Origin of the sequence: Branchiibius hedensis, from assembly GCF_900108585.1 — a bacterium.
GTDB lineage: Bacteria > Actinomycetota > Actinomycetes > Actinomycetales > Dermatophilaceae > Branchiibius > Branchiibius hedensis.
The window spans coordinates 1,896,652-1,920,887 of the sequence record NZ_UESZ01000001.1 but is presented as its reverse complement, the minus strand read 5'-3'; the positions used below and the strand labels follow the sequence as shown (position 1 = coordinate 1,920,887).

Sequence of the window (24,236 nt, the reverse complement as noted above, 5' to 3'; positions counted from 1 at the left end):
GCAGCGCAACTCACTCTCGGAGTGCTTTCACAGGTGAGTTGCGCTGCAAAAGTCCGGGGCCGTCACACGGCGGCACCCAGCGGATCAGGCTCGGTCTCGGGCGTCGTACGTCGGGCCTTGATCGACAGGCAGCCCACTGTCGCCAGCAGGCAGAGCGCCCCCGCCCCATAGAAGGCGAGGTTGTAGGTGCCCATGTCGTCGCGGATCGCGCCGGCGACGGTCGCGGCGGCGGCTGCTCCCAACTGGTGACAGGCGAAGACCCAGCCGAACACAACGGGTGCCCGGCTACCAAAAGCGCTGCGGCACAACGCCATCGTCGGGGGCACGGTCGCGACCCAGTCCAGACCGTAGAAGAGCACGAAGACCAGCATTGACGGATGCATACTGTCGCCGAAGAGTGCCGGCAACGCGAACAGCGACAATCCGCGCAGGCCGTAGTAGGTCGCGAGCAGCAGCCGCGGGTCGAAGCGATCGGTCAACCACCCGGAGAAGATCGTGCCGATGATGTCGAACACGCCGACGAGCGCCAGCAGGGAGGCGGCGGCCGTCTCGGCCATCCCGTGGTCCATCGCGGCGGGGATGAAGTGGGTGCCGACCAGTCCGTTGGTGGAGGCACCGCAGACCGCGAACGTCGCCGCCAGGAGTAGGAACGTCCGATTGCGTACGGCGTCCCGCAGCGTGGTCAGTGCCAGTCCGGGGGAGGCCGGTGCGGGTGGGAGTGCTTGATGCTCAGGGGTTTCCCCGTACGCAGTCACTCCAACGTCGGCGGGCCGGTTGCGTAGGAAGATCAGCACGACGGGCACGATGAGCAGGGCGGCGCACCCGATGACCAGGGTCGCGCTGCGCCAGCCGTGACTGGTCAGCAGGGCGGCCATCACCGGTAGGAAGATGAGTTGGCCGGTCGCTGCTGCGGCGGTGAGCACCCCGGTGACCAGTCCACGACGGGCCACGAACCACCGCCCGGTGATCGTGGCGACCAGAGCCATCGACACCGAGCCGGTGCCCAAGCCGATGAGCAGTCCCCAACAGACCAGCAGTTGCCACTACTGGGTCATCCAGATCGGCAGGATCGCGCCGGCCGCGATCAGGACGAGTGCGATCGCAGCGATACGACGGATCCCGAATCGCTCCATCAGTGCAGCCGAGAACGGTGCGGTGAGGCCGTAGAGCACGAGGTTGATCGACACCGCCAGGCTCATCGTGCCCATGTCCCAGCCGAACTCGTCGTGTAGCGCCGGCATGAAGACGCCCGGCGCCGAACGGAAGCCCGCGGCGCCGATCATCGTGAAGAAGGTGGCGATCGCGACGATCCACGCCGGATGGATACGCAACGCGCGGAACAAGGGCGAGGTAGTCACCGGTCCATCGTGGCCCCTGGTCTACTTCGAGACGAGTGGCCGGTTGGTCAGGGTGTGCAAGAATCTGGCCATGCAGCCACATCGGGTCGTCGTCCTTGCCCTCGACGGCGTGATCACCATGGAGTTGGGCTTCCCGTCGCGGTTCCTCGGCCATCGCTCGTTGCTGCCCGGCTGGCCGTCGGCACCCGCCGGCAGTGCGCCGTACGACGTGCGGCACGTCACGCTCGGTGACCGGCCGGTCCGGACCAGCGCCGGATTCGACGCTGCCCCAACGCATTCCGTTGACGATTTGCGGCACGCCGACACCGTGATCGTGTGTGGGTTCAACGACAATCCGATACTGACGACGGGTGAGTTGTCCGACGAGCTGCGCGCCGCCCTCGACACCGTCCCCGCGTCCGCGCGCTGGGTGTCGATCTGCACCGGCGCCTTCGTGTTGGCGGCTTACGGACTCCTGGACGGTCGGCGGGCGACGACGCACTGGATGCACGCGCAGGAGTTCCGGCGGTTCTTCCCGCAGGTCGATCTCGACCCGGAGGTGCTCTTCGTGGATCACGGTGACGTGCTGACGTCGGCGGGCAACGCGGCCGGCATCGACGTACTGCTGCATCTCATCCGCACGGATATCGGACCGCAGATCGCCAACCAGGTGGCCCGGGGTTGCGTCGTGGCACCGATGCGCTCGGGTGGCCAGGCGCAATTCATCGAGCGGCCGGTGCCGCAGCGCCTCGATGGTGGACTCGCCCCGGTAAGGGACTGGGCGACAAGGCATCTCGCGGAGTCGATCACCTTGGAGTCCGCAGCCCGACAGGCGGCGATGAGTGTGCGCACCTTCACCCGGCGGTTCCGGGAGGAGACCGGTCAGACGTTCGGTCAGTGGCTGACGGGTGCACGGATTGAAGCGGCGAAGGAGCTACTGGAAGGCACCGACCTCAACATCGAATCCATCGCGGGCCGTTCCGGATTCGGGACCTCGGCCGCCTTCCGGGCGCAGTTCCGCGCCGGCACAGGACTGGCTCCCGCGGCGTACCGGGCGACCTTCTCCCGCGCTGCCTGACCCGGCGCCCCTCCCGACTTTTGAAGCGCTACTCACCTGGGCGCGTCCGGTTCAGGTGAGTTGCGCTGCAGAAGTCGGGGTGGTGGCGTCTCGGCACGCCGCGGATCACGTCGACCTCGTGGGGGAGTGCTCCACGATTGCCACTGGCGCAGGTCGAAGAGCGGGCGCTCGCCACCGAAGCCCTGCGCAGCGAACGCCTGCCACAGTCGTTGGGACAGCATCACTGGTCGCGCGTAGTCGCTGCTGGTCAAGGTCACCGGCTCCAACCGGAGTCGCCGCAGCCGTTCCATCCGGTGGATGTCGTAGTCGCGCTGATCGGCATCGCGCTCGTGATACCAGCCGTCGTACTCGGCGAACACCGACTGCTTGCGCCACAGGAAGTCCGGTTTGCCCACGAAAGCCCCGCACGCGTCGTACAACCTGACGTTGAGTTCCGGCTCAGGTAGGCCCGAACACGCCATGATGAGCCGAGTTCCGCTCTCCCGGAAGGATGCTGAGCGTTCGCGCATCAGCCGCACCGCTTGGCGCAAACGCTGGGAGCCGTGGAAACTGCCGTTGGCGAACTCGCGCAGCTCGCCGATCGTGAGCACGCCGGAGTGGATCAGAGCATCACCCGCGCCGACCAGCCAGACAATGGATACGTGCGGCGCCACGTCAGCCAAGCAGCGCGCGGCGCATAGCACCGGCAGTCCCTCGATCTGCCGAACCTCCCCGAGGGATTGGCGCCGATGAAGCACGATGGATCGCAACCGGGAGGTCTCCTGATGGCTGGTGCTCCAGTGCCGGCGCGGCCCAGGATCAACCTCGAGTCCATACAGCGCCAACCCGGTGAGGTGACTGATCGCCGCCTGGCTCGGCAACACCAGGCGGTCGGCCGCAAGGAGTTCGAGCAACGTGCGCGAGGCTGCGGGTACGTCCCAGATGCCGCGACGGCGATGCACGGACACGAACCGCGGACCGGTCAGTTGGCGGTAGGTGTACCCGGCCTGTAGTCCGGAGGCGGTGCTGAAGGGCGCATCGGGCACAGTGCTCATGCGGCCACCGTGCAGGCACGCCAGCGGTCGGCGACAGCCTGGATTGCCGTTGTGTGGATAGTCGGCCGTCCCCTGTGGACACACCGAGCGTGCGCACCCGGACTCTGCGGCGCACCCCGGACTTTTGAAGCGCAACTCACGCGCGGAGTGCCCGCACAGGTGAGTTGCGCTGCAAAAGTCGGGGAGGGGAGGGGAGGCGGCGCGGGGAGGGGGGCGGGCTACATCACCAGGTCTTCGGTGAGTCGGTCCTGGGCGTGGACCAGACCCGCGTACCGACCCTCGAGCGCCATCAACTCATCGTGCGTGCCCTGCTCGGCGATCCGTCCGCCGTCGAGTACGACGATCAGATCCGAATTGCGCACCGTGGACAACCGGTGGGCGATGGTGAGCGTCGTTCGATCCAGGCCCAGCACGTCCAGCGCATCTTGCACGGCGCGCTCGGTGGCATTGTCCAAAGCCGAGGTGGCCTCATCCAGGACCAGGATGCGCGGGTCGCGAAGGATGGTGCGCGCCAGGGCGATTCGCTGCTTCTCCCCGCCGGAGAACCGGTAGCCGCGAGCGCCCACCACGGTGTCGTAACCGTCCGGCAGCGACGTGATCAGGTCGTGCACCTGCGCGGCGCGGGCGGCGGCGACGATCTGCTCGTCCGTCGCGTCCTCGCGGGCGTAGCGCAGGTTCTCCTTGATGGTGGTGTGCAGCAGGTAGGTGTCCTGGGCGACGACTCCGACCAGGGACGCGATGTTGGCCAGCGTCATGTCGCGCAGGTTCACACCGTCGATGGAGACCGACCCGGCTGTGGGGTCCTGCAGCCGCGACACCAGCGACGCGAGCGTGGATTTGCCCGATCCGGTAGCTCCGACGAGTGCGACGCTGGCACCGGCCGGGATGGTCAGCGAGATGTCGCTGAGCGCGTTGCGATCGGCGTCGGGGTAGCGGAACGACACGTCGCGGAACGTGACCCCGCCGTGTGCAGTGGCCGGGTCGACGACCACGGGGGAGACGGGGTCGTCGATCTCGACCGGCATGTCGAGGTATTCGAAGACCCGGGAGAACAACGCCATCGAGGTCACCACGTCGGCGCCCACGTTGAGCACGCCCATGATCGGGCGGAAGATCGCGGCCTGCAGGGCGGTGAAGGCGACCAATGTTCCGATCGTCATCCCGCCACTGGTGGCAGGCAGTCCGGCGATCAGGTAAATCAGCGCCGGGATGGTGGCGAAGATGATCGCCATGGTGCCCATCTGCCAGCGGCCGGCCATCTGCGACTCGACTTCGTAGCCGGTCATCTGCTTGGAGGTGCCGGTAAACCGTTGCGCCAGAGCGGGACCCGACGCCAGGGACTTGCTGAGCATGACTCCACTGACCGACAACGATTCCTCGATCTGCGTCTGCAGGTCGGCCTGGGCACGCTGGGCGCGGGTCTGGATCTTGCGCCGGATGCGGGCGACCCGACGGGTGCCCCAGATGGCCGGCGGCAGGATGATCAGCGACAGCAGCGATAGGCGCCAGGACAACGCGACCATGGCGATCGCGGTGGCGACGGCCGTGGTGACGTTGGTGGCGATCGAGGTCGCGGTGTTGGTGATGACGCCCTGCATGGCGTTGATGTCGTTGGTCAGCCGCGACTGCAGTTCGCCACCGCGGGTGCGGGTGAAGAACGACAGCGGCATCCGCTGCAGGTGCGTGAACAGTTGGGTGCGCAGGCCGTGCATCACCTGCTGGCCGACGTTGGTCGACAGGTAGGTCTGGACGACGCTGAGCGCCTGGGTGATGACGACCACGACGATCATCGCCACCACCAGGCCCACCAACAACGAGACGTTCTGATGGGGGATGGCGTCGTCGATGATCCGGCGGGTCAGGAACGGGGTGGCCAGACCGATGATCGAGGTGGCCACGATGAGGGCCGTGATGACGGCCAGCGCGCCGCGGTGCGGCGTGAACATGGCGACGATGCGGCGCTTGGACACGGGGTGTTCGTCAAGCTGGGCCAGATCGGCGGCATCGCGCTTCTTGGGCATGAATCCAGGGCCGCCGCCGCGTACGGTGGCGAATCCGGTGGACATGGCTCCGGGGTTGGGTCCTGCTGCCATAGGGCATCAGCCTCCTTGGGTGGGTCCGGAAGGTCGGAAAAGTCTGTGGGCGGTCGGCAGCGCTGCTCTGACCGCATTAGTGAGGTTACCTCACATTGAAGTAACACCACAACACGGCGGGGCATTCCCTCCGGCCTGCCCCGGCGCGCTACGTTGCATCGAGCGGGCCATCCACGAAGGAGTCATTCATGTTCTCCAGGCAAGCGCAGTCCATCCGGGATGCTTCCGGTCGGCGCCGGTTCACAACGCCGGCCCGCGGCTACCAGGTGTTGCGCGATCCCGCGCTCAACAAAGGCACGTCGTTCAGCCAGCAGGAGCGCGACGCGTTGGAGCTGAACGGTCTCCTACCGCCGGTGATCACCCCCACCATGGAGCCGCAACTGACCCGTTCCTACGCGGGCTATCTGGCCCAGCCCACGGATCTGGCCAAGCACATCTTCATGTGGGGCCTGCACGACAACAACGTGACGTTGTTCTACGCCCTCCTGCAGCGGCACCTGATGGAGATGCTGCCGGTGGTCTACGACCCGGTGGTGGGCGAAGCGATCAAGAACTATTCCGAGGTGATGACCCGGCCCCGCGGTGTGTATCTGTCCATTGATGCCATCGACCAGGTCCACGAACGGTTGGCCGCGTTCGGAGCCGCTGCAGACGACATCGACCTGCTGGTCGCCTCCGACGCGGAAGAGATTCTCGGGATCGGTGACTGGGGCTCCAACGGCATCGACATCTCCATCGGCAAACTCGCCGTCTACACCGCGGCCGCCGGCATCGACCCGCACCGCGTCGTGCCCGTCATCCTCGACGCCGGAACCAATAACGAGGTGCTCATCAATGACCCGCTCTACGTCGGTGTGCGCCGCGGCCGGGTGCGCGGCGCAGAGTACGACGACTTCATCGACGCCTACGTCACCGCTGCGCGGCAGCTTTTTCCCAAGGCGCTGCTGCACTGGGAGGACTTCGGCTCGACCAATGCCCGCCGGATCCTGGGTCGCTACCGCGACAAACTGCCCACCTTCAACGACGACCAGCAGGGCACCGGCGCGATCGTGCTGGCCGGCTTGCTCAACGCGGTGCCGCGCAGTGGGTCCACCTGGGCGCAGCAGCGGGTGGTGATCGTGGGCGCGGGCACCGCTGGCTGCGGCATCGCCGATCAGATCCGTGACCAGATGGTGCGCGACGGCGTGCCGCAGGACGAGGCCACCGCCCGGATCTGGCTGGTGGACCTGCCGGGCCTGCTGACCCAGAGCATGTCCGAGGGGATGCTGGACTTCCAGCGCCCGTACGCGCGGCCCGAGGACGAGGTCAAAGACCTGCCCCGCACCACGGCCGCGCCGCTGGCCGCGGCCTTGACCCGCTGGCCCGCGATGGCCGCGCTGCGGCAGCAGGCGATCGACGCCGGCGGCATCATCGACCTGGCGACCGTGGTGAGCGCGGTCAAGCCGACGATCTTGATCGGCACCTCGACCACGCCGGGTCTGTTCACCGAGGACATCGTCAAGGAGATGGCCGCGAACACCCACCACCCGATCATCTTCCCGCTGTCGAACCCGACCGAGTTGCACGAGGCCACGCCCGGACACCTGATCGAGTGGACCGACGGCAAGGCGCTCGTCGCGACCGGGGCGCCCTTCGACCCCATTACGCACAAGGGCGTCACCCACACGATCGCCCAGGCCAACAACGCCGCCCTCTACCCGGGCCTCGGCCTGGGCACGATCGTGGCGCGTGCTTCCCGGGTCAGTGACGAAATGATCCACGCCGCAGCCGAATCCGTCGCCGGTCAAGCGCCACCACCGACCCTCGGGGCGCCGTTGTTGCCGTCCAACAAGGACCTGCGCAGCACCTCCAGCATCGTCGCCGTCGGGCTGGTGCAGATCGCCAAATCCGAGGGCATCGCCCAGGCCGACGACCTCGACGATCCCGTCGAAGCGGTCCGGCGCAGCGTGTGGTGGCCGGAATACGTGCCGGTCGACGCGGTCTAGCTACTCTGGCCCCGTGAGCGAGCCATCGGACAGCAGCCGGGTCGGCGAACTGCTGCTGCGGTGCGCCCACACCGTGCGCAAGACGACCGCTGAAGACCTGGAACCGCTGGGTCTGTCACCGCACCACGCGCGGGCGCTGGAGGTGATCGCTCGCGGTGGTGCGGCACGCGGGGAGCCGCCGATCGACGTACCTCCCCGGCTCAGCCTGCTGGCCGATCGGTTGCGGATCGCCCCTCGGTCGGTGACCGAGGTGGTGGATGCGTTGGAGGACAAGGGTCTGGTACGCCGAGAGCCCGACCCCAGCGACCGGCGAGCAACCGTGGTGCAGCTGACCGACGAGGGTGAGCACACGGCTGCCCGGATCCGGCAGTTGCGGCATTCGCGGATGGACCGGTTGCTGGACACCCTCGAACCGGCCGAGCAGGCGCAGTTGACGGTCTTGTTACAGAAGGTGCTGAACGGCACGGAGCGACCCCGCGGCATGTCACGCTAAGCGCGTGCTGAAAGCCTGCCTCAACGGTCCCCGGTTGCCGCATGAGCACTGGAAGCTGCCGGTGACTCTCGACCAACTCGCCCAGTCCGCGCGCGAATCCGTCGCCGCGGGCGCGGAGGCGTTGCACGTGCACGCCAAGGATCGTCGCGGGCACGACACGCTGGCGCCGGATGTCGTCGACGCCACGGTCGCGGCGCTGCGCGAGGCGGTGCCGGACACAGCGATAGGGGTGACGACCGGCGCGTGGACCTCCGATGACCCGTTGGATCGTGAGCAACAGGTGGCGCAGTGGAGCGTCCTGCCCGACTTCGTCTCGGTCAACTGGCACGAGGTGCGCTCCGTGCCGCTGGCCGAACAGTTGCTCGAGCGTGGCGTCGGCATCGAGCCTGGCCTGTGGACGCCGAAAGCCGTTGCGCAGTGGCAGGACTGGCCGCACCGCAACCAGTGCGTGCGTGTCCTGCTGGAGATCGTCGCCGACCTGCCGGCGGCTGCCGCGCTCGCGGCGGCGCAGGGGCTCATCGACGCGATCGGTGACGACCCGGGAGTGCCGGTGCTGCTGCACGGGGAGGAACGCGCCGCCTGGCCGGTGCTCGAGCTGGCCATCCAGCGTGGCTACGACGTACGCATCGGCCTGGAGGACACCCTCGAAATGCCCGACGGCACAAGGGCGTTCGATAACGCCGCGCTCGTGCGCACGGTCAAGGACATGCTCGCGGCGAGTTAGCCGAGCGGGTCACCGATCGACGTACCCACCAGTGGCCCCTGTGCGAGCCGGGTGGCCACGGGCGGCCGCGGCGTGCTGAACCCGGCCACCGATTCCAATGCCTTCACGACGTCGTCGGGCCGGATCGAGGGCGCCTGATGACGTACGACGATCCGCAGCTGTCCGTCGTCGCTCACCTGAGCGTCGACCAGGGCCGCCCTCATGTCGAAGGTCTTCGGCCCGGCTTTCATCATCCGGGTCACCTCGACCTGCTCGGTCTGCAGCAAGTGGTGCACCGCCGATCGCAGGGCCGCGACGTCGGTGTCGGGTGCGAACGCCAACTGCCAGCTGCTGGCTTCGAGCCGGTCGGCCAGTCCGCCCGGCCCCGCGGTCACCGCGCGCACGATGTCCAGGCCCGGTGGCAGGGCGGCGTCAAGCTCCGCTCGGACCTGGTCGGGCTCGCACTCGCGGGTCAACTGGATCTCGAAGTACTCCGCTTCGCTGGCCGCTCCCGTCGGGGCCGCATTGGCGTAGCTGATCTTCGGGTGCGGATGGAAGCCGGCCGAGAAGGCAATCGGCAGCCCTGCCCGACGGATCGCGCGTTCGAGGGCGCGCTGGAAGTCGCGGGAAGATGAGAAGCGCAGCCGGCCCCGCTTGGCGTACTGCAGGCGCATCTTCTGCACTGCTGGATCGGGGGCTGGCCCCTCGGGGACACGTCTGGCCACGAAGCAGCACCCTAATGCGACGTGGCGGCAGGTCGCGATGCACGGCGGTCCCAGCAAACTGTGAGACAATGACCGGCGGACGTGACCGTATCCACACCGCGGTCACAGCCCATGCAGGCAGCGTCTCGCTCCCGCCACCCGTCACAGCCGGTGTCACCGGCAGCGCGACGAGGGGTGCTGGCAGCGGCGAACCCGCATGGCATCGCGTTTCCCCGGTGCCGCGCAATGCGCGAGCTGGTACGACGAGATGTAGCAGACGACTTTTCCGTCGCGCGCCTCCGGTCGCGCTTCGGGCACACCCGCTCCACGGGGACGAGCGAGCCGCAGGGCTCTGGAAGGTGTGGCCCGTCCTTGTGCCGAATGACAAGGAGGGCCAATGGGCCCTTTCGATGCCGAACATCCTGATCAGTCCGAGGAACAGAACCTCGACCCCGATGCCGTGCCGGCCCCTGCCGAGGATTCCCCCGAGATGGCGACCGAGCCCGAGCCCGAGATCGTCGAGGCTGAACTGCTCGAGCCGGACGAACCGGCCGCCGAGGAGCTGGTCATCGAGATCGAGGAAGTCGACCTCGTCGTCGAGTCCGTCGACGTAGAGCCGGTCGCCTCGCCGTTCTCCCATGACGAAGTCGCCGAAGAGCCAGCCCCGCCGGTCGTGTCGCAGCCCGGCGCAGCCTTCGGTCTGCTGTTCCAAGCGCCCGATCCGGCGAGCGTCCCGCCCCGCCCGGAGCCGGTGAAGTCCGAGTCTGAGCCGGTCGCCGAAGACGCCACCCAACAGGACGACGGTGAGACCGCCGAGGTCGAGGACGCGCAGGAAGCCAACACGCCCCGCCGCCGCCGCGGTGGCCGCGGCCGTCGCAGCCGGGCCAAGGACACCGAGTCCGAAGCCGGCAGCGACCAGGAGGAGCAGAAGAGCTCCGACCAGGCCGAGAAAGTGGACGGCGCCGACGAGTCCGCAGAGCAGTCTGAGGAGACCACCGCGGGTGACGATCAGGGCAGCGAGAGCGGTTCGAGCCGCCGCCGCACCCGTCGTCGTCGCCGCGGCAACGCCAGCGGTGTCGACGAGGACGGCGTCAAGGTGCGCGCAGCCCGCGACGAGGTCACCTCCATCAAGGGGTCCACCCGGTTGGAGGCCAAGAAGCAGCGTCGCCGCGAAGGCCGGGAGAACTCCCGCCGCCGCACGGTGATCACCGAGGCCGAGTTCCTCGCCCGCCGCGAGAGCGTCGAGCGGGTCATGGTCGTGCGGGAGAAGGATGACATCACCCAGATCGGGGTCATCGAGGACAACGTGCTGGTCGAGCACTACGTCTCCCGCGAGACCCAGCAGAGCACGATGGCCGGCAATGTCTACCTCGGCCGGATCCAGAACGTCCTGCCCAGCATGGAAGCCGCGTTCGTCGACATCGGTCGCGGCCGCAACGGCGTGCTCTACGCCGGTGAGGTCAACTGGGATGCCGCCGGTCTTGACGGTCAGCCCAAACGCATCGAGCACGCCCTCAAGTCCGGCGAGACCGTCCTGGTGCAGGTCACCAAGGACCCGTTGGGGCACAAGGGGGCTCGCCTGACCTCACAGGTGTCGCTGCCGGGCCGGTTCCTGGTCTACGTGCCGGGCAACTCGATGACCGGTATCTCCCGCAAACTGCCGGACGTCGAGCGCGCCCGGCTGAAGAAGATCCTGCGCGAGATCGTGCCCGAGGACGCCGGCGTCATCGTGCGGACCGCTGCCGAGGGGGCCTCCGAGGAGGACCTGCGCGCGGATGTCGAGCGCCTGAAGACCGAGTGGGAACGCATCCAGCACAAGGCCAAGACCGCCTCGGCGCCGGCCGTCTTGCACGGTGAGCCCGACATGACGATCCGCGTGGTCCGTGACGTCTTCAACGAGGACTTCGCCAAGCTGATCGTGGCCGGTGACACCGAATGGGATCGGATCAGCGGCTACTTGAATGACGTCGCTCCCGAGTTGGCGCAGCGAGCGCAGAAGTGGACCGGCGAGGTCGACCTGTTCACGACGTACCGGGTGGACGAACAACTCGCCAAGGCGCTGGACCGCAAGGTCTGGCTGCCGTCGGGTGGTTCCCTGGTGATCGACCGCACCGAGGCCATGACGGTCGTCGACGTCAACACCGGCAAATTCGTCGGCTCCGGCGGCAACCTCGAAGAGACCGTCACCAAGAACAACATCGAGGCCGCTGAGGAGATCGTGCGCCAACTGAGGCTGCGCGACATCGGAGGCATCATCGTCGTCGACTTCATCGACATGGTCCTGGAGTCCAACCGCGACCTGGTCGTCCGCCGGCTGCTGGAGTGCCTGGGCCGGGACCGCACCAAGCACCAGGTCGCCGAAGTGACCTCGCTCGGTCTGGTCCAGATGACCCGCAAGCGGGTCGGCACCGGCCTGCTGGAAATCTTCTCCGAGCAGTGTGAGCACTGCGCCGGCCGCGGCGTGATCATCCGCGACACCCCGGCCGACAAGCCCAACACCGCCAACGGTGGCGGGATGAGCAACGGTTCCCGCAGCCAGCGCAAGGGTCGCGGCAGCGACGGGCCGAAGAAGAACCGGCAGGAGCAGGACGCTGAGCCGGCCAAGTCCAGTGGTCCTTCCGCGGCCCAGATCGCGGCCGCCGCGCACGCAGCCGCCGCCAAGAAGTCCGGTGAGACGGGCGCGGAGCAGGACACGTCGCAGCAGCAGGACCCCGGGCCGGTGAGCGAGCAGGCACCGTCTGCAGCTGAGGCGCCGATCGTCGTACCCGAACCGGTGCAGCCCACCGGGCCGGCACCGGTCACCCGGCGCAAGAAGCGGCCGCGCGTCGTGGCCCCTGCCGGCCCGCCCACGGGCGCCGGCAGCATCACCACGATCGAGGAACCGGCGCAGGATTTGGCCGGGCAGCCGACCCACCAGTAATCTAGATAGTCGGTGCGCCCACCGAGCCGGTGTCCCTCTCACCAGGGGTAGCTACTGGCCGGTCATACCGAGCGAGTGCACCAGAACCGAAAGGCAGTTTCGACGTGTACGCGATTGTTCGCGCGGGCGGTCGCCAGGAGAAGGTCTCCGTGGGCGACGTCCTGACCATTGACAAGGTCGCGGTTTCCGCCGGCGACACCATCGACCTCAAGCCGCTGCTGCTGGTCGACGGTGACAAGGTGACCAGCGACGCCGCCAAGTTGGCGAAGGTGACCGTGAAGGCCGAGGTCGTCGCGGCGACCAAGGGCCCCAAGATCACGATCATCAAGTACAAGAACAAGACCGGTTACCGCAAGCGTCAGGGCCACCGCCAGCCGCTGACCCAGGTCAAGGTCACGGCGATCGAGGCCTGAGGCCTCGCACCGTATCGACGACACGAGAAGAAGGCTGAGTAGCTATGGCACACAAGAAGGGTGCATCCTCCACCCGTAACGGTCGCGACTCGAACTCCCAGCGCCTCGGCGTGAAGCGGTTCGGTGGCCAGCAGGTCAAGGCCGGCGAGATCATCGTCCGCCAGCGCGGCACCCACTTCCACCCCGGCGAGAACGTCGGCCGTGGCAAGGACGACACGCTGTTCGCCCTGACCGCCGGTGCGGTCGAGTTCGGCAGCAAGCGTGGCCGCAAGACGATCAACATCGTGACCCCGGAGCCGCAGGACGCCTGAGCCTGCGACTACCGCACACCGTGAACGGACGGGCTCGAAGCTGACTTCGAGCCCGTCCGTTGTTTCTTTACTGCTCTACAGATAGGAATTCCCGTGGCCACCACCTTCGTCGACCGCGTCGTCCTGCACGTGGCCGCCGGCGCCGGTGGGCACGGCGTTGCCTCCGTGCACCGCGAAAAGTTCAAACCGCTGGGTGGTCCCGACGGCGGTAACGGCGGTAAGGGTGGCAGCGTCATCCTGGTCGCCGACCCCCAGATCACCACCCTGCTGGACTACCACCACAGCCCGCACCGCAAAGCACCGAACGGCAAACCCGGCGCCGGCGATGAGAAGAACGGCGCTGACGGCGAGGACCTGATCCTGCCGGTGCCTGAAGGCACCATGGTCAAGGACTCCCGGGGTGATGTGCTGGCCGATCTGGTCGGACCCGGGCAGCAGTACGTCGTGGCTGCCGGTGGGCGGGGCGGTCTGGGGAACAAGGCGCTGGCCTCCCCGCGCCGTAAAGCCCCCGGTTTTGCGTTGCTGGGTGAGCCCGGTGACGAGCGCGACGTGGTCCTGGAGCTGAAGACGCTCGCGGACGTCGCCCTGATCGGCTTCCCCAGCGCGGGCAAGTCGTCACTGGTGTCCGTGCTGTCCGCCGCCAAACCCAAGATCGCCGACTACCCGTTCACGACTCTGGTGCCCAACCTGGGTGTGGTCACCGCCGGTTCCGAGCGGTTCACGATCGCCGACGTGCCAGGTCTGATCCCCGGCGCCAGCCAGGGCAAGGGCCTCGGCCTGGAGTTCCTGCGCCACGTCGAGCGCTGCTCGGTACTGGTGCACGTCATCGACTGCGCGACCCTCGAACCGGGTCGGGATCCGATGAGCGACCTGGAAGCCATCGAGCACGAATTGTCCGAGTACGTCGCCGACGACACCCTCGGCGGCAAGCCGTTGTCCGAGCGGACCCGGATCGTGGTGCTCAACAAGGCCGACGTCCCCGAGGCCCTCGATCTGGCTGAGATGGTCAAACCGGATCTGGAGGCCCGCGGTCTGGAGGTCTTCATCGTCAGCGCCGTCGCCCACCGTGGTCTGCGTGAGCTCACCTTCGCCCTCGCCCGGCACGTGCGCGAAGCGCGCGCCGAGATCGAGTCGGCGGTGGCCATCGCTCCGCGAATCGTGCTGCGGCCCAAGGCGGTCGACGAGTCCGGCTTCCGGGTCAAGGTCGAGCACACGGCCGACGGTGAGGTGTTCCGGGTGATTGGCGAGCGCCCCACCCGCTGGGTGCGCCAGACCGACTTCAGCAACGACGAAGCGGTCGGCTACCTCGCCGACCGCCTGAACCGGCTCGGCGTCGAGGACGAACTGTTCAAGGCCGGTGCCGTGCCCGGTTCGACCGTGCTGATCGGTCCGGAGGACAACTCGGTCGTCTTCGACTGGGAGCCGACCTTGTCGGCGGGAGCGGAGTTGCTCGGCCGCCGTGGCACCGACATCCGCTTGGAAGACACCCATCGGCCGACCCGCGCTGAGAAGCGCGAGCAGTTCCACGGCCGCAAGGACGCCCAGCGGGAGGCCCGCGAGGAACTGGCCGCCGAGCGCAAGGCCGGTCTGTGGACCGACCGGGACCCCGTGGAGGTCGAGGCACCCCAGATCGACGGAAACGATGGCGAGCACTGAGCACACGGCGTACGGCGATCCATCGGCTGTCCGAGCGCGGATCGCCGGTGCCTCGCCGCTGGTCGTCAAGGTCGGCTCGAGTTCGCTGACCCGGGCCACCGGTGGGCTGCTGCCGGAAAAGCTGGAGACGTTGGTCGTGGCGCTCGCGGCCCGGCGCGCGGCCGGTTCCGGGGTCGTGCTGGTGTCCTCCGGGGCCATCGCGACCGGAATGACTCCACTGGGCCTGCGTCGCCGCCCCCGCGATCTGGCCACTCAGCAGGCGGCCGCCAGCGTGGGGCAGGGAGCCCTCCTCGCGGCGTACGACCGGGCGTTCTCCGCGCACGGGATCATCACCGGTCAGGTGCTGCTCACGGCGGACGACGTGACGAGGCGCGGGCACTACACCAACGCGCGCCGCACCCTGGAGCGATTGCTGGCCCTCGGGGTTGTGCCGATCGTCAACGAGAACGACACGGTCGCCACCCAGGAGATCCGCTTCGGTGACAACGACCGGCTGGCCGCGCTGGTCGCGCACCTGATCGACGCGGAGGCATTGGTGCTGCTGTCCGACGTCGACGCGCTCTACGACGGTCCGCCGTCGCATCCGGGTACGTCGCGCATCCCCTTCGTGCCCGGCCCTGAGGCGATCGCCGGGGTGGATATCGGGGGAGTAGGCACAGGGGTCGGCACCGGCGGCATGGTGACCAAGGTCGAAGCCGCGGCGATCGCGACCTCGGCCGGTGTGCCGACTCTGCTGACCAGCGCGGCCAACGCCGCGGCGGCGCTCACCGGCGACGACGTGGGGACCGCGTTCGCTCCGACCGCCGCGCGCGGCCGGGCCCGGCGGCTGTGGATCGCGCATGCGACCACCCCTCAGGGCCGGTTGGTGTTGGATGCTGGGGCGGTGGCCGCGGTCACCCAGCGCGGGAAGTCGTTGCTGCCGGCCGGGATCAAGGCGGTCGAGGGAACCTTCGCCGCGGGTGACCCCGTTGATCTGGTGGACGAATCCGGCACCCGGGTGGCTCGCGGGCTGGTGACTTACGATTCCCGGGAGCTGCCCGGCCTCCTGGGTCGCCGCACCAAGGAACTTGCGGCGACACTCGGCCCGGAGTACCACCGTGAGGTCGTCCACCGCGACGACCTCGTGCTGCTCTGACCTGGACACAGTAATTTCGCAGGATGCGTCAAGCTTCCACCCAGCATTGGTTAGGGTGAGCCCGGCGTCGACGGGCGATGCTGTAGGGGGGCTTGGGTGATGGGGCGCGTTGTCGCGACGGGGATCGTGTCATTTCTGGTGGCGGCACTCGCCTTATTAGCGCCAGCGGCCCAGCCGCAGGCCACCGCCGCGCCTCTCACTGCGAGCCCCGCATCGGCCAAGGTCGCAAACATGATCGCGACGGCACCGACCCGAATGATGGACACCCGATCCGGGGCCCGTCCTGAGGCTGGATCGACCAGATCGGTGACCGTCACCGGACGGGCCGGAATCCCCACGAGCGGGGTATCGGCCGTCGTGATGAATCTGACGGTCGTGAGTCCGGCCAAGTCCGGTTGGGCCGCCGTGTTTCCGGCCGGTGCCACTCGTCCCGTTGTCTCCTCCATCAACTACGTGACGGGGGAAACCGTCGCGAACCAGGCAGTCGCCAACATCGGCAAGAACGGCCAGATTTCCGTCTATACCGCTTCAGCCGCACATCTGCTGGTTGATGTGATGGGGTACTTCCCGGTCGGCGGCGGTTACACGGCCGTGACCCCGTCCCGAGTCGTCGACTCCCGCAGCACCGGCGTCGCCCGAGCGGCGGGTTCGACCACGACCATCGCGCTGGGTGGCAAAGCAGGAGTGCCGCCCTCCGGTGCCACGGCGGCGATAGTCAACGTCACGGTGGTCTCGCCTGCAGGTGATGGGTACGCACAGGTCTATCCCGTGGGGGTGCCACGGCCGACCGCCTCTTCGGTGAACTTCGCCGCGAAACGGACAGCCGCTGGGTTGGCCATCGCGGCCCTGGACGCGCAGGGCCGGTTCAACATCTATACCTCGTCGTCGGCACATCTCATCGTGGACGTTGCTGGCTGGATCGGCAGCGGCTCGACCTACACGCCGGTCACCCCGGTGCGGGCGCTTGACACCCGCTATGGTGTCGGCGCTACACGGGTCCGGGTCCCCGCCACCGGCGGGGTGACCATCCGGCTGGCCGGTACGAATGGGTTACCCAAGACAGGGATCGAGGCAGTCCAAGCGACCGTCACCGCGGTGCGACCCTCGAGTGCCGGATACCTGGCTGCGGTTCCCGCCGCCGGGCCGTCCGGCGAGACGCCGGTTGTGTCGAGCGTGAACTTCGCCGCCGGTATGACGGCTGCCAATGCGGTCACACTCAAGCTGGGTTGGAACGGTGCGGTCACCGTCTCGTCCAGTGCGGAGACCGACCTGATCCTGGACATCACCGGCTACTGGGTCACTCCCGATGCAGCGGCGACGCAGGTCGCGGTCGGCGTGAACCAGGCCTGCGCAGTCCTCTCGACGGGGACGATGCGGTGCTGGGGCAACAACTGGAGCGGCCAGCTCGGCGCGGGCATCCCGGGCACGTCGAAGGGCTTCTCAGCGGTGCCGATGGACGTCGTGGGTCTCAGCGATGTGAAGAGCGCGGCGGCGGGTAGCACCCACATGTGTGCCCTGACCCGGCAGGGGGTCGTGTGGTGCTGGGGCGATAACTGGAACCAGCAGCTCGGCCGCCCCAGCGGCGCAGAACCCGCTCCGGTGCGCGTCGCCCTCGCCGGGTCAGCCACGTCCATCGAGGCGGGGTACGAGCACACCTGCGCCGTGCTGGCCAGTGGTCAGGTCCAGTGTTGGGGACGCAACGACCTGGGCCAACTGGGCAACGGGACAACCGACCAGACGTACTACCCGACATTTGTCACCGGCGTGACGAGTGCTCGGCTGGTGTCGGCTGGATTCGACCACAGTTGCGCGCTGCTGATCGATGGTACGGCGCGCTGTTGGGGCCGGGCCAACAACAACATGCTGGGCGATGGTGATGGAACTGTCGATGGGGTAGTTGTGCGCACCGAGCCGGTCACGGTCAAGGGAGTCTCCGCAGCCACGGGCATCGTGACTGGCAGCGACATGAGTTGCGTGACCGGCACGTCGAACGGCCACTCGTGCTGGGGGCGGGGGTCGGGGGTTGCCACGGGCCTGGCCCAGATCCCCGGATTGCAGCGACCGCAGATGATGAGCCTGTCCTACTGGCACGGGTGCATCGTCACGACGGGTTCCGCGGCCCAATGCTGGGGAGACAACAGTTCCGGGCAGGCCGGTGCACCGTCAGGTTCGCTCACCGGTCCGCGGGTGGTCTCGGGACTGGGATCAGACGTCGTCGAAGTCTCGGCTGGTGGGAATTCCTCATGCGCCGTGCGGACCACCGGCGGTGTGGTCTGTTGGGGTAGCCGCCAAGGGGTAGGTCTGCTCGGCGACGGCCAGGACAGTGGCGCAACCAGCACGCCGGTCAAAGTCCTCGGCTTCGGGTAGGGGCACGGGGAACCAGTCCCCGTCGTTGCCACGTTGGTTGACCTACGAACGGTCGGTCGCGGTCACCTAGCATGTACGGGGCCGCCCTGCCCGATCCGGCGCGGCCGGTTTCCCGATCGTGAGGACCACCCGAATGACCAGCGAGAACCCCGCCGCCAAGCGGGAGTGGTGGGACGACCCGAAGCTGCCCTGGAGCGGTAAACCCAGCCGCAAGGAGCTGTGGTGCTGGTCGGCGATCGCGCTGGTCGGTGTCTACGGGCTGGTGATGATCCCGCTGCGACCGATCATCCTGGGTCTGAACACCTGGGCGCTGGCTGCGGTGACCGGCTCCAACATCGCGATGGTCGACATCGGCGCGAAGGCTGCGCTGGGAGAGACCCACTGGTGGCCGCTGGGTTTGCTGATGGCTGCGCTGACCTCGATCAAGTTCGACTGGATCTGGTGGTGGGCGGGCCGGCTGTGGGGCCACAACCTGATCGAGGTGATCAGTGGCCGATCGCGGTGGGCAGCTCGCACGGGTCGGTACGCCGAGCACCTGGCCCGCCGTTTCGGGTCGCTGGCGATGATCGCGTGCTGGTTCGTGCCGTTCCTGCCCTCGGCGATCGTCTACGCGTTCGTCGGCGACGTGGGGATGCGGCTGCGCAAATTCCTGCTGCTGGACTTCATCGCGGCCGTGCTCTATCGCGGTCTGTGGATGTACCTCGGCTTCCTGATCGGTCAGCCCGCCAAGGACTTCGTCGACCTGCTGGCCAAGTACAGCTTCTACCTGAGCATCGTGGCGTTGGTCCTGGTGGTCGGCTCGGTCTTGTGGCGCAACAGTCGCGGAGGCGGCGGCACGCAGGTCCTGTCCGAGGACGCCATCGCGTCCGACATCGCCGTGGACGAGGTACGGCAGGGGTTGCGCGAGGAACGGGACGAGCAGGACGAGCCCGGCGATCGCCGTACGCTATAACGGTGAGGGCCGACCGAGTTGAGGAAACGAGCGAAGCGAGGCCCGGAGACGAGGAAGGAGGCCCGACAGTAAACATGACGATCGTGACCGAGGCGCCCGCTGACGCCCAGCAGGAGTCGGTACGCCGCGTGCACGAGGTGGCGCGGCGCGCTCAGCTGGCCGCCGCGGACCTGGCGCTGGCGACGCGGGCCGACAAGGACGGTGCTCTGGCCGCGATGGCGCAGGCGTTGGTGGACCGCACCGACGAGATCGTGGCAGCCAACGCGGCGGATCTGGAGCGCGGTCGCGCCGAGGGGATGAACGACGGACTGCAGGACCGGTTGCGACTGACCCCGGAGCGGATCGCGCAGATCGCCGACGCGGTGCGCGAGGTGATTGCGCTGCCGGATCCGACCGGTGAGGTGCTGCGCGGTTCGACGTTGCCCAACGGGCTGCAGATCCGCCAGGTCCGGGTCCCGATGGGCGTGGTCGGGATGATCTACGAGTCGCGGCCCAACGTGACCGCGGATGCCGCGGCACTGGGGGTCAAGAGCGGCAACGCGATGATCCTGCGTGGTGGTTCGGCGGCCGCACAGTCCAACGCCGTGATCGTGGCGGCGCTGCGCTCGGCGCTGGCCGAGCACGGACTGCCCGCCGACAGCGTCCAGTTGCTCGACGGCGGCCGCGAGGACGTGACCGCGCTGATCACCGCTCGTGGTCTGGTGGACCTGGTGATCCCACGCGGCGGCGCCGGTTTGATCCAGACGGTGGTGCTGGGTGCGACCGTGCCGGTGATCGAAACGGGCATCGGCAATGTGCACGTCTACGTGGACTCCGCCGCGGACCTGGTGATGGCTCGCGAGATCGTGATCAACTCCAAGCTGCGCCGGACCAGTGTGTGCAACGCCGCGGAGACGCTGCTGGTGCACCGCGATGTGGCTGCAACGTTCCTCCCCACCATCCTGGGCGATTTCGCCACTCGCGGGGTGCGCCTGCACCTGGACGAGCGGGCCGGGGTGGTGGCGCAGGACACCGGCGTCGGGTTCGACCCGGCGACCGAGCAGGACTGGCGCACTGAGTACCTCGATGCGGAAATCGCCGTCGGTGTCGTTGACTCAGCCGACGCGGCGATCGATCACATCAACGCCTTCGGCAGCCGGCATACCGAGGTCATCGTCACGGAGAACCGCGCTGCAGCAAGGCGGTTCGTGGCCCGCGTCGACGCAGCGGTCGTTGCGGTCAATGCCTCGTCGGCCTTCACCGACGGTGGGCAGTTCGGGATGGGCGCCGAGATCGGCATCTCCACCCAGAAGCTTCATGCCCGCGGACCGATGGCGCTGCCGGAGCTCACCAGCACCAAGTGGGTGCTGGAGGGCGACGGTCAGATCCGGTCGTGAGACTGCTGGTCCTGCGGCGCCGCCAGGTCGGCGTCGTCTGACGGCGGCGGCGCCAACAGGGAGTCGTAGCCGACGTAATAGGTCGGTCGTTGCTGCTGCTGCAGATACACCCGTCCGACGTACTCACCGAGAATCCCCAGGCACAGCAGTTGCAGGCCACCGAAACCGGCGACGACCAGCAGGGTCGAGGTCCAACCCGGGGTGGTGTTGCCGACCACTTTGCTGATGATGGCGTACGCCAGCAGCGCGACCGCGATCGCGAAGCCACCCAGGCCGAACCACGTCGCCAATCGCAGCGGGGCCATCGAGAAGCCGGTAATCGAGTCGATGCTGAGTTTGAGCATCTTCGACAGCGGGTACTTCGACGAACCCGCGGCCCGTTCTGCGCGGCGGTACCCGACCTCGGCTGAGGGGAAACCCAGGGTCGGCACGACCAGGCGCAGCACCCGGTTGGCCTCCGGCAGCGTGTTCACCGCATCAACGGTTGCCCGCGACATCAAGCGGAAGTCCCCGGCGTCGCGCGGGGCATTGGTGCCGGAGATGCCACCGACCAGTCGGTAGAACGCCGCCGCGGTGTGCCGTTTGAAGGCCGTGTCACTGCTGCGGTCGGTGCGCACGCCATAGACGACATCGACGCGTTCGCGCAGCGCCGCGTCGATCATCTCGCGGATGGTCTCTGGCGGATCCTGCAGGTCCGCGTCGATCGTGACCACCCACGCACCGCGGGACCGCTCGAGTCCGGCCGAGATGGCGGCCTGGTGGCCGGCGTTGGCCCGGAGGCGGACGATACGTAGCTGCGGCCACTGGCGACTGAACCGGCTGAGCACCGCCGCCGTGGTGTCGGTGGAGCCGTCGTCGACGGCCACTACCTCGTATGACCGACCCAGGTCGTCCAGCACCGGCCGCAACCGGTCCACGAGCAGCGGAAGGACCGCCGCCTCGTTGTAGAGCGGCACAACAACGGTGAGAAAGATCGGATCCATCACCGTGCAGGATACCGAGCGGGCGTGGGATAACCGGTGTGTCGACAGATGACGCACCTCGCCGGTGGCACCGATACGATAGGCGCCATGTCGTCGTCCTTGGTTTCGCTGGCTCAGGCCGTGCCCAAACTCGAAGAGAACGAACTGCCGATGCCGCACTGGGCGTACGGCGTCCTCGGGCTCCTGTTCTTCGCAGCCCTGCTCGGGGTGTTGTGGTTCTTCCGTCGCACGGTCGGCAAGGGCGTCCCGCAGGACCACAGCAAGCAAGGGCACTGACCCTGCGCCTGGGGGTGATGGGTGGGACGTTCGACCCGATCCATCACGGTCACCTGGTTGCGGCCAGCGAGGTCCAGTCATTGCTGGATCTCGATGAGGTTGTCTTCGTGCCCACCGGTCAGCCGTGGCAGAAGAGCCAGCGTGAGGTTGCGCCCGCCGAGCATCGCTATCTGATGACCGTCATTGCGACGGCCTCCAACCCGCGCTTCACGGTCAGCCGGGTCGACATCGACAGGCCTGGCCCGACGTACACCCTGGACACGCTCACCGACTTGCGGGAGCAGCGTCCGGACGCGGAACTGTTCTTCATCACCGGCGCCGACGCTTTGGCGCAGATCGTGTCGTGGAAGGGCGTGGACCAGCTCTGGGACCTGGCCCAGTTCATCGGCGTGACCAGGCCGGGTTACGAGTTGTCCGGCTCCGGGCTGCCCGCTGATCGGGTGGTCCTCAAAGAGGTGCCCGCGATGGCGATCAGCTCGACCGACGTGCGCGAGCGGGTTCGCTACGGACATCCCGTCTGGTATCTCGTGCCGGATGGTGTCGTGCAGTACATCGGCAAACATTCGTTGTACCGGCCCGGGGACACCGACCCGGTCGCCGAGATCTGAAACGCATCAAGCAACATCAGGAGGGGTAGTGGCCGCAACGCAGCGCGCCATCGATCTGGCCAAGGCCGCGGCAGCCGCCGCGGACGAGAAGGTGGCCACCAGCGTCATCGCGATCGACGTCAGCGACCAGTTGGCGCTGACGGACGTTTTCGTGGTCGCCGCCGCGGACAACGAACGCCAGGTTTCGGCCATCGTCGACGGCATCATCGAGCGATTGCATGAGTTGGGGGTCAAGCCGATCCGTCGCGAGGGGCAGCGTGACGACCGCTGGGTGCTGCTCGACTTCGGCGACATCGTGGTGCACGTGCAGCATGAGGACGAGCGGGAGTTCTACGCGCTCGACCGGTTGTGGCGCGACTGCCCGACGATCGACCTCACGTCGTGACCCAAAGCACGACCGGCCGCCGGCTGATCATCTGGCGGCACGGGCAGACGACCTACAACGCCGAAGGGCGCTGGCAGGGGCAGCTCGACGTACCGCTGTCCGAACTCGGCCAGGAGCAGGCCCGGGCGGGCGCGAAAGCGCTCCTTGCGTATGACATCGACGCGATCTGGGCCTCGGACCTGACCCGCGCGTCGGCGACCGCGGAGGCCCTCGCGGAACTGGTCGACCTGCCGATCACCTTCGACAAGCGGTTCCGGGAGATCGACGCCGGCTCGTGGTCGGGCCTGACCGCCGCCGACGTCAAGGAGAAGTACGCCGATATGCAGGCCCGCGTCGAGGCGGGCGAGGACCTGCCCCGCGGCGGCGATGGCGAGACGCTGACCCAGGTCATGCAGCGGGCCAAGGAGGCGGCGCTGGAGCTGCTACCGACCCTGCCGGATGGCGGCACCGCGGTCATCGCGACGCACGGCATGTGCGGTCGGGCGCTGACCGCGGCGCTGGTCGGGCTGTCCCAGCAGCAGGCGTGGTTGGCGTTCCGGGGGCTTTCGAACTGCCACTGGGGTTCGGTGATCGAGGGCGCGCACGGGTGGCGCATCGAGACCTGGAACGCGGGCGCACGATGAGCCAGGGGTGGACGCCGGACCCGGTGCGGACCTCCACCCACGCGTCGGTGCACCGCGCGCGGCCACGGGTGTCGGCGCGCCTGCTGCGGGTCGGGCTCAACCTGTATCCGCCGCTGCTGGGCGCGGGCATCCGGGTCCTGTCGATCGAGCCGGACTGGTCGTCCTGCTCGGTGGCGCTGAAGCTCACCCGGTGGAACAAGAACCAGCAAGGTACGGCGTTCGGCGGCTCGATCGGTGCCATGTCTGACGCATTCTTCGCGATGCTGTTGATGGGTCAGCTCGGACCGGCCTACAACGTGTGGGACGCGCAGGCGCACATCGACTACCGATCACCTGGTGTCTCAACGGTTTTCGGTCGCTTCGAGATGCCTGCTGATGCTGTTTCGGAGATCCGCGAGGCGGCGGCTTCGGGGGAGAAGGTGCTGCGCTGGTTCGAGACGGACCTGACGTTGAAGGACGGCACGGTGGTTGCTTCGGTGCGCCGGCAGGTCTACATCCGCAAGAAGAAGGAGCGCGCGCTGGCGGCAGCGTGACCGCAGCCCGCCGATTTGGTCCGAGGGGCTGCGGCTGAGTAAGGTAAGGCGGTCGCCAGGGCACACCGGCGGCACTCCCACACGGGGCATTGGCGCAGTTGGTAGCGCGCTTCCATGGCATGGAAGAGGTCAGGGGTTCGAATCCCCTATGCTCCACCGAATAACCGCAGGTCAGGGGCCGTTTGGCCCCTTTCTTTTACCCGTTTTGTGGTGGTCGGTCCCACGGAATCATCCACAAAACTCCGGCGAAAGATCGACCAGTGACGCAAAA

At 67.9% G+C, this 24,236-nt stretch carries 21 protein-coding genes, 1 tRNA gene and 1 pseudogene; 18 read left to right on the top strand and 5 right to left on the bottom strand.

Annotation, left to right across the window (positions count from 1 at the left end):
- Positions 1 to 62: 62 nt before the first annotated feature.
- A pseudogene (locus DR843_RS09370) lies at positions 63 to 1,358 on the bottom strand (MFS transporter).
- A 70-nt stretch (positions 1,359 to 1,428) separates the two neighbouring features.
- On the opposite strand from DR843_RS09370, the gene DR843_RS09365 reads away from it, so the two are divergent.
- On the top strand, positions 1,429 to 2,415 hold the full coding sequence (locus DR843_RS09365) for a GlxA family transcriptional regulator (protein ID WP_211310209.1): 987 nt from the start codon (positions 1,429 to 1,431) through the stop codon (positions 2,413 to 2,415).
- Between the two features lie 32 nt (positions 2,416 to 2,447).
- Here DR843_RS09365 and DR843_RS09360 read toward each other — a convergent pair whose 3' ends face one another.
- Together DR843_RS09360 and DR843_RS09355 are read right to left on the bottom strand one after the other, a co-directional pair.
- Entirely contained in the window at positions 2,448 to 3,449 is a 1,002-nt protein-coding gene (locus DR843_RS09360) for a hypothetical protein (protein ID WP_109685257.1), read from the bottom strand.
- 218 nt (positions 3,450 to 3,667) lie between these two features.
- Positions 3,668 to 5,542 carry an ABC transporter ATP-binding protein gene (locus DR843_RS09355; protein WP_245934066.1) on the bottom strand — a complete coding sequence of 625 codons (1,875 nt, stop codon included), beginning with the start codon at positions 5,540 to 5,542 and terminating at the stop codon, positions 3,668 to 3,670.
- Positions 5,543 to 5,730: 188 nt separating this feature from the next.
- Between DR843_RS09355 and DR843_RS09350 the strand changes: the two genes are divergently transcribed.
- From DR843_RS09350 to DR843_RS09340, 3 genes are read left to right on the top strand one after another with little or no spacing between them, the layout of a single operon-like run.
- Positions 5,731 to 7,527, top strand: a complete 1,797-nt coding sequence (locus DR843_RS09350) for an NAD-dependent malic enzyme (RefSeq protein WP_109685255.1) — start codon at positions 5,731 to 5,733, stop codon at positions 7,525 to 7,527.
- A gap of 13 nt (positions 7,528 to 7,540) precedes the next feature.
- Positions 7,541 to 8,020, top strand: a complete 480-nt coding sequence (locus DR843_RS09345) for a MarR family winged helix-turn-helix transcriptional regulator (protein ID WP_170119815.1) — start codon at positions 7,541 to 7,543, stop codon at positions 8,018 to 8,020.
- Between the two features lie 4 nt (positions 8,021 to 8,024).
- Positions 8,025 to 8,744 carry a 3-keto-5-aminohexanoate cleavage protein gene (locus DR843_RS09340; protein ID WP_109685253.1) on the top strand — a complete coding sequence of 240 codons (720 nt, stop codon included), beginning with the start codon at positions 8,025 to 8,027 and terminating at the stop codon, positions 8,742 to 8,744.
- On the opposite strand, the gene DR843_RS09335 is transcribed toward DR843_RS09340, so the two are convergent.
- On the bottom strand, positions 8,741 to 9,448 hold the full coding sequence (locus DR843_RS09335) for a TIGR03936 family radical SAM-associated protein (protein WP_245934065.1): 708 nt from the start codon (positions 9,446 to 9,448) through the stop codon (positions 8,741 to 8,743). The two genes, DR843_RS09340 and DR843_RS09335, sit on opposite strands and share 4 nt — an antisense overlap.
- A 376-nt stretch (positions 9,449 to 9,824) precedes the next feature.
- Here DR843_RS09335 and DR843_RS09330 point away from each other — a divergent pair, with 376 nt between their 5' ends.
- From DR843_RS09330 to DR843_RS09295, 8 genes are all read left to right on the top strand, one after another.
- Complete coding sequence (locus DR843_RS09330) at positions 9,825 to 12,347, top strand: Rne/Rng family ribonuclease (RefSeq protein ID WP_109685251.1); 2,523 nt, start codon at positions 9,825 to 9,827, stop codon at positions 12,345 to 12,347.
- A gap of 104 nt (positions 12,348 to 12,451) precedes the next feature.
- Positions 12,452 to 12,760, top strand: a complete 309-nt coding sequence (rplU, locus tag DR843_RS09325) for a 50S ribosomal protein L21 (protein ID WP_109685249.1) — start codon at positions 12,452 to 12,454, stop codon at positions 12,758 to 12,760.
- Positions 12,761 to 12,804: 44 nt separating this feature from the next.
- The gene (gene rpmA / locus DR843_RS09320) at positions 12,805 to 13,071 is read left to right on the top strand and encodes a 50S ribosomal protein L27 (RefSeq protein ID WP_109685247.1); all 267 of its coding nucleotides are present in this window, start codon (positions 12,805 to 12,807) and stop codon (positions 13,069 to 13,071) included.
- Between the two features lie 93 nt (positions 13,072 to 13,164).
- Positions 13,165 to 14,727 carry a GTPase ObgE gene (gene obgE, locus DR843_RS09315; RefSeq protein WP_109685245.1) on the top strand — a complete coding sequence of 521 codons (1,563 nt, stop codon included), beginning with the start codon at positions 13,165 to 13,167 and terminating at the stop codon, positions 14,725 to 14,727.
- A complete protein-coding gene (gene proB / locus DR843_RS09310) occupies positions 14,714 to 15,862 on the top strand; it encodes a glutamate 5-kinase (RefSeq protein WP_109685243.1) in 1,149 nt (382 codons plus the stop codon). The genes obgE and proB overlap by 14 nt, the downstream gene beginning before the upstream one ends.
- Positions 15,863 to 16,093: 231 nt before the next feature.
- A complete protein-coding gene (locus DR843_RS09305; RefSeq protein ID WP_170119814.1) occupies positions 16,094 to 18,229 on the top strand; it encodes an RCC1 domain-containing protein in 2,136 nt (711 codons plus the stop codon).
- Positions 18,230 to 18,362: 133 nt separating this feature from the next.
- Positions 18,363 to 19,181: a DedA family protein gene (locus DR843_RS09300; RefSeq protein ID WP_109685239.1), complete on the top strand. Its 819-nt coding sequence runs from the start codon at positions 18,363 to 18,365 to the stop codon at positions 19,179 to 19,181.
- A gap of 74 nt (positions 19,182 to 19,255) precedes the next feature.
- The gene (locus DR843_RS09295) at positions 19,256 to 20,557 is read left to right on the top strand and encodes a glutamate-5-semialdehyde dehydrogenase (RefSeq protein WP_109685237.1); all 1,302 of its coding nucleotides are present in this window, start codon (positions 19,256 to 19,258) and stop codon (positions 20,555 to 20,557) included.
- On the opposite strand, the gene DR843_RS09290 is transcribed toward DR843_RS09295, so the two are convergent.
- Complete coding sequence (locus DR843_RS09290) at positions 20,542 to 21,540, bottom strand: glycosyltransferase family 2 protein (RefSeq protein ID WP_109685236.1); 999 nt, start codon at positions 21,538 to 21,540, stop codon at positions 20,542 to 20,544. The two genes, DR843_RS09295 and DR843_RS09290, sit on opposite strands and share 16 nt — an antisense overlap.
- An 87-nt stretch (positions 21,541 to 21,627) precedes the next feature.
- Here DR843_RS09290 and DR843_RS09285 point away from each other — a divergent pair, with 87 nt between their 5' ends.
- The 6 genes from DR843_RS09285 (at position 21,628) to DR843_RS09260 (ending at position 24,121) form a co-directional block, all read left to right on the top strand.
- Positions 21,628 to 21,816 carry a hypothetical protein gene (locus tag DR843_RS09285; protein ID WP_109685234.1) on the top strand — a complete coding sequence of 63 codons (189 nt, stop codon included), beginning with the start codon at positions 21,628 to 21,630 and terminating at the stop codon, positions 21,814 to 21,816.
- A gap of 17 nt (positions 21,817 to 21,833) precedes the next feature.
- On the top strand, positions 21,834 to 22,424 hold the full coding sequence (gene nadD / locus DR843_RS09280) for a nicotinate-nucleotide adenylyltransferase (protein WP_109685232.1): 591 nt from the start codon (positions 21,834 to 21,836) through the stop codon (positions 22,422 to 22,424).
- Between the two features lie 28 nt (positions 22,425 to 22,452).
- Entirely contained in the window at positions 22,453 to 22,809 is a 357-nt protein-coding gene (gene rsfS, locus DR843_RS09275) for a ribosome silencing factor (protein WP_109685230.1), read from the top strand.
- Positions 22,806 to 23,432, top strand: a complete 627-nt coding sequence (locus DR843_RS09270) for a histidine phosphatase family protein (RefSeq protein ID WP_170119813.1) — start codon at positions 22,806 to 22,808, stop codon at positions 23,430 to 23,432. The genes rsfS and DR843_RS09270 overlap by 4 nt, the downstream gene beginning before the upstream one ends.
- The gene (locus DR843_RS09265) at positions 23,429 to 23,965 is read left to right on the top strand and encodes a DUF4442 domain-containing protein (protein ID WP_109685228.1); all 537 of its coding nucleotides are present in this window, start codon (positions 23,429 to 23,431) and stop codon (positions 23,963 to 23,965) included. Before DR843_RS09270 ends, DR843_RS09265 begins: the two co-directional genes overlap by 4 nt.
- Positions 23,966 to 24,048: 83 nt before the next feature.
- Positions 24,049 to 24,121: transfer RNA gene (locus DR843_RS09260), tRNA-Ala, on the top strand.
- The last annotated feature ends 115 nt before the right edge of the window (positions 24,122 to 24,236 follow it).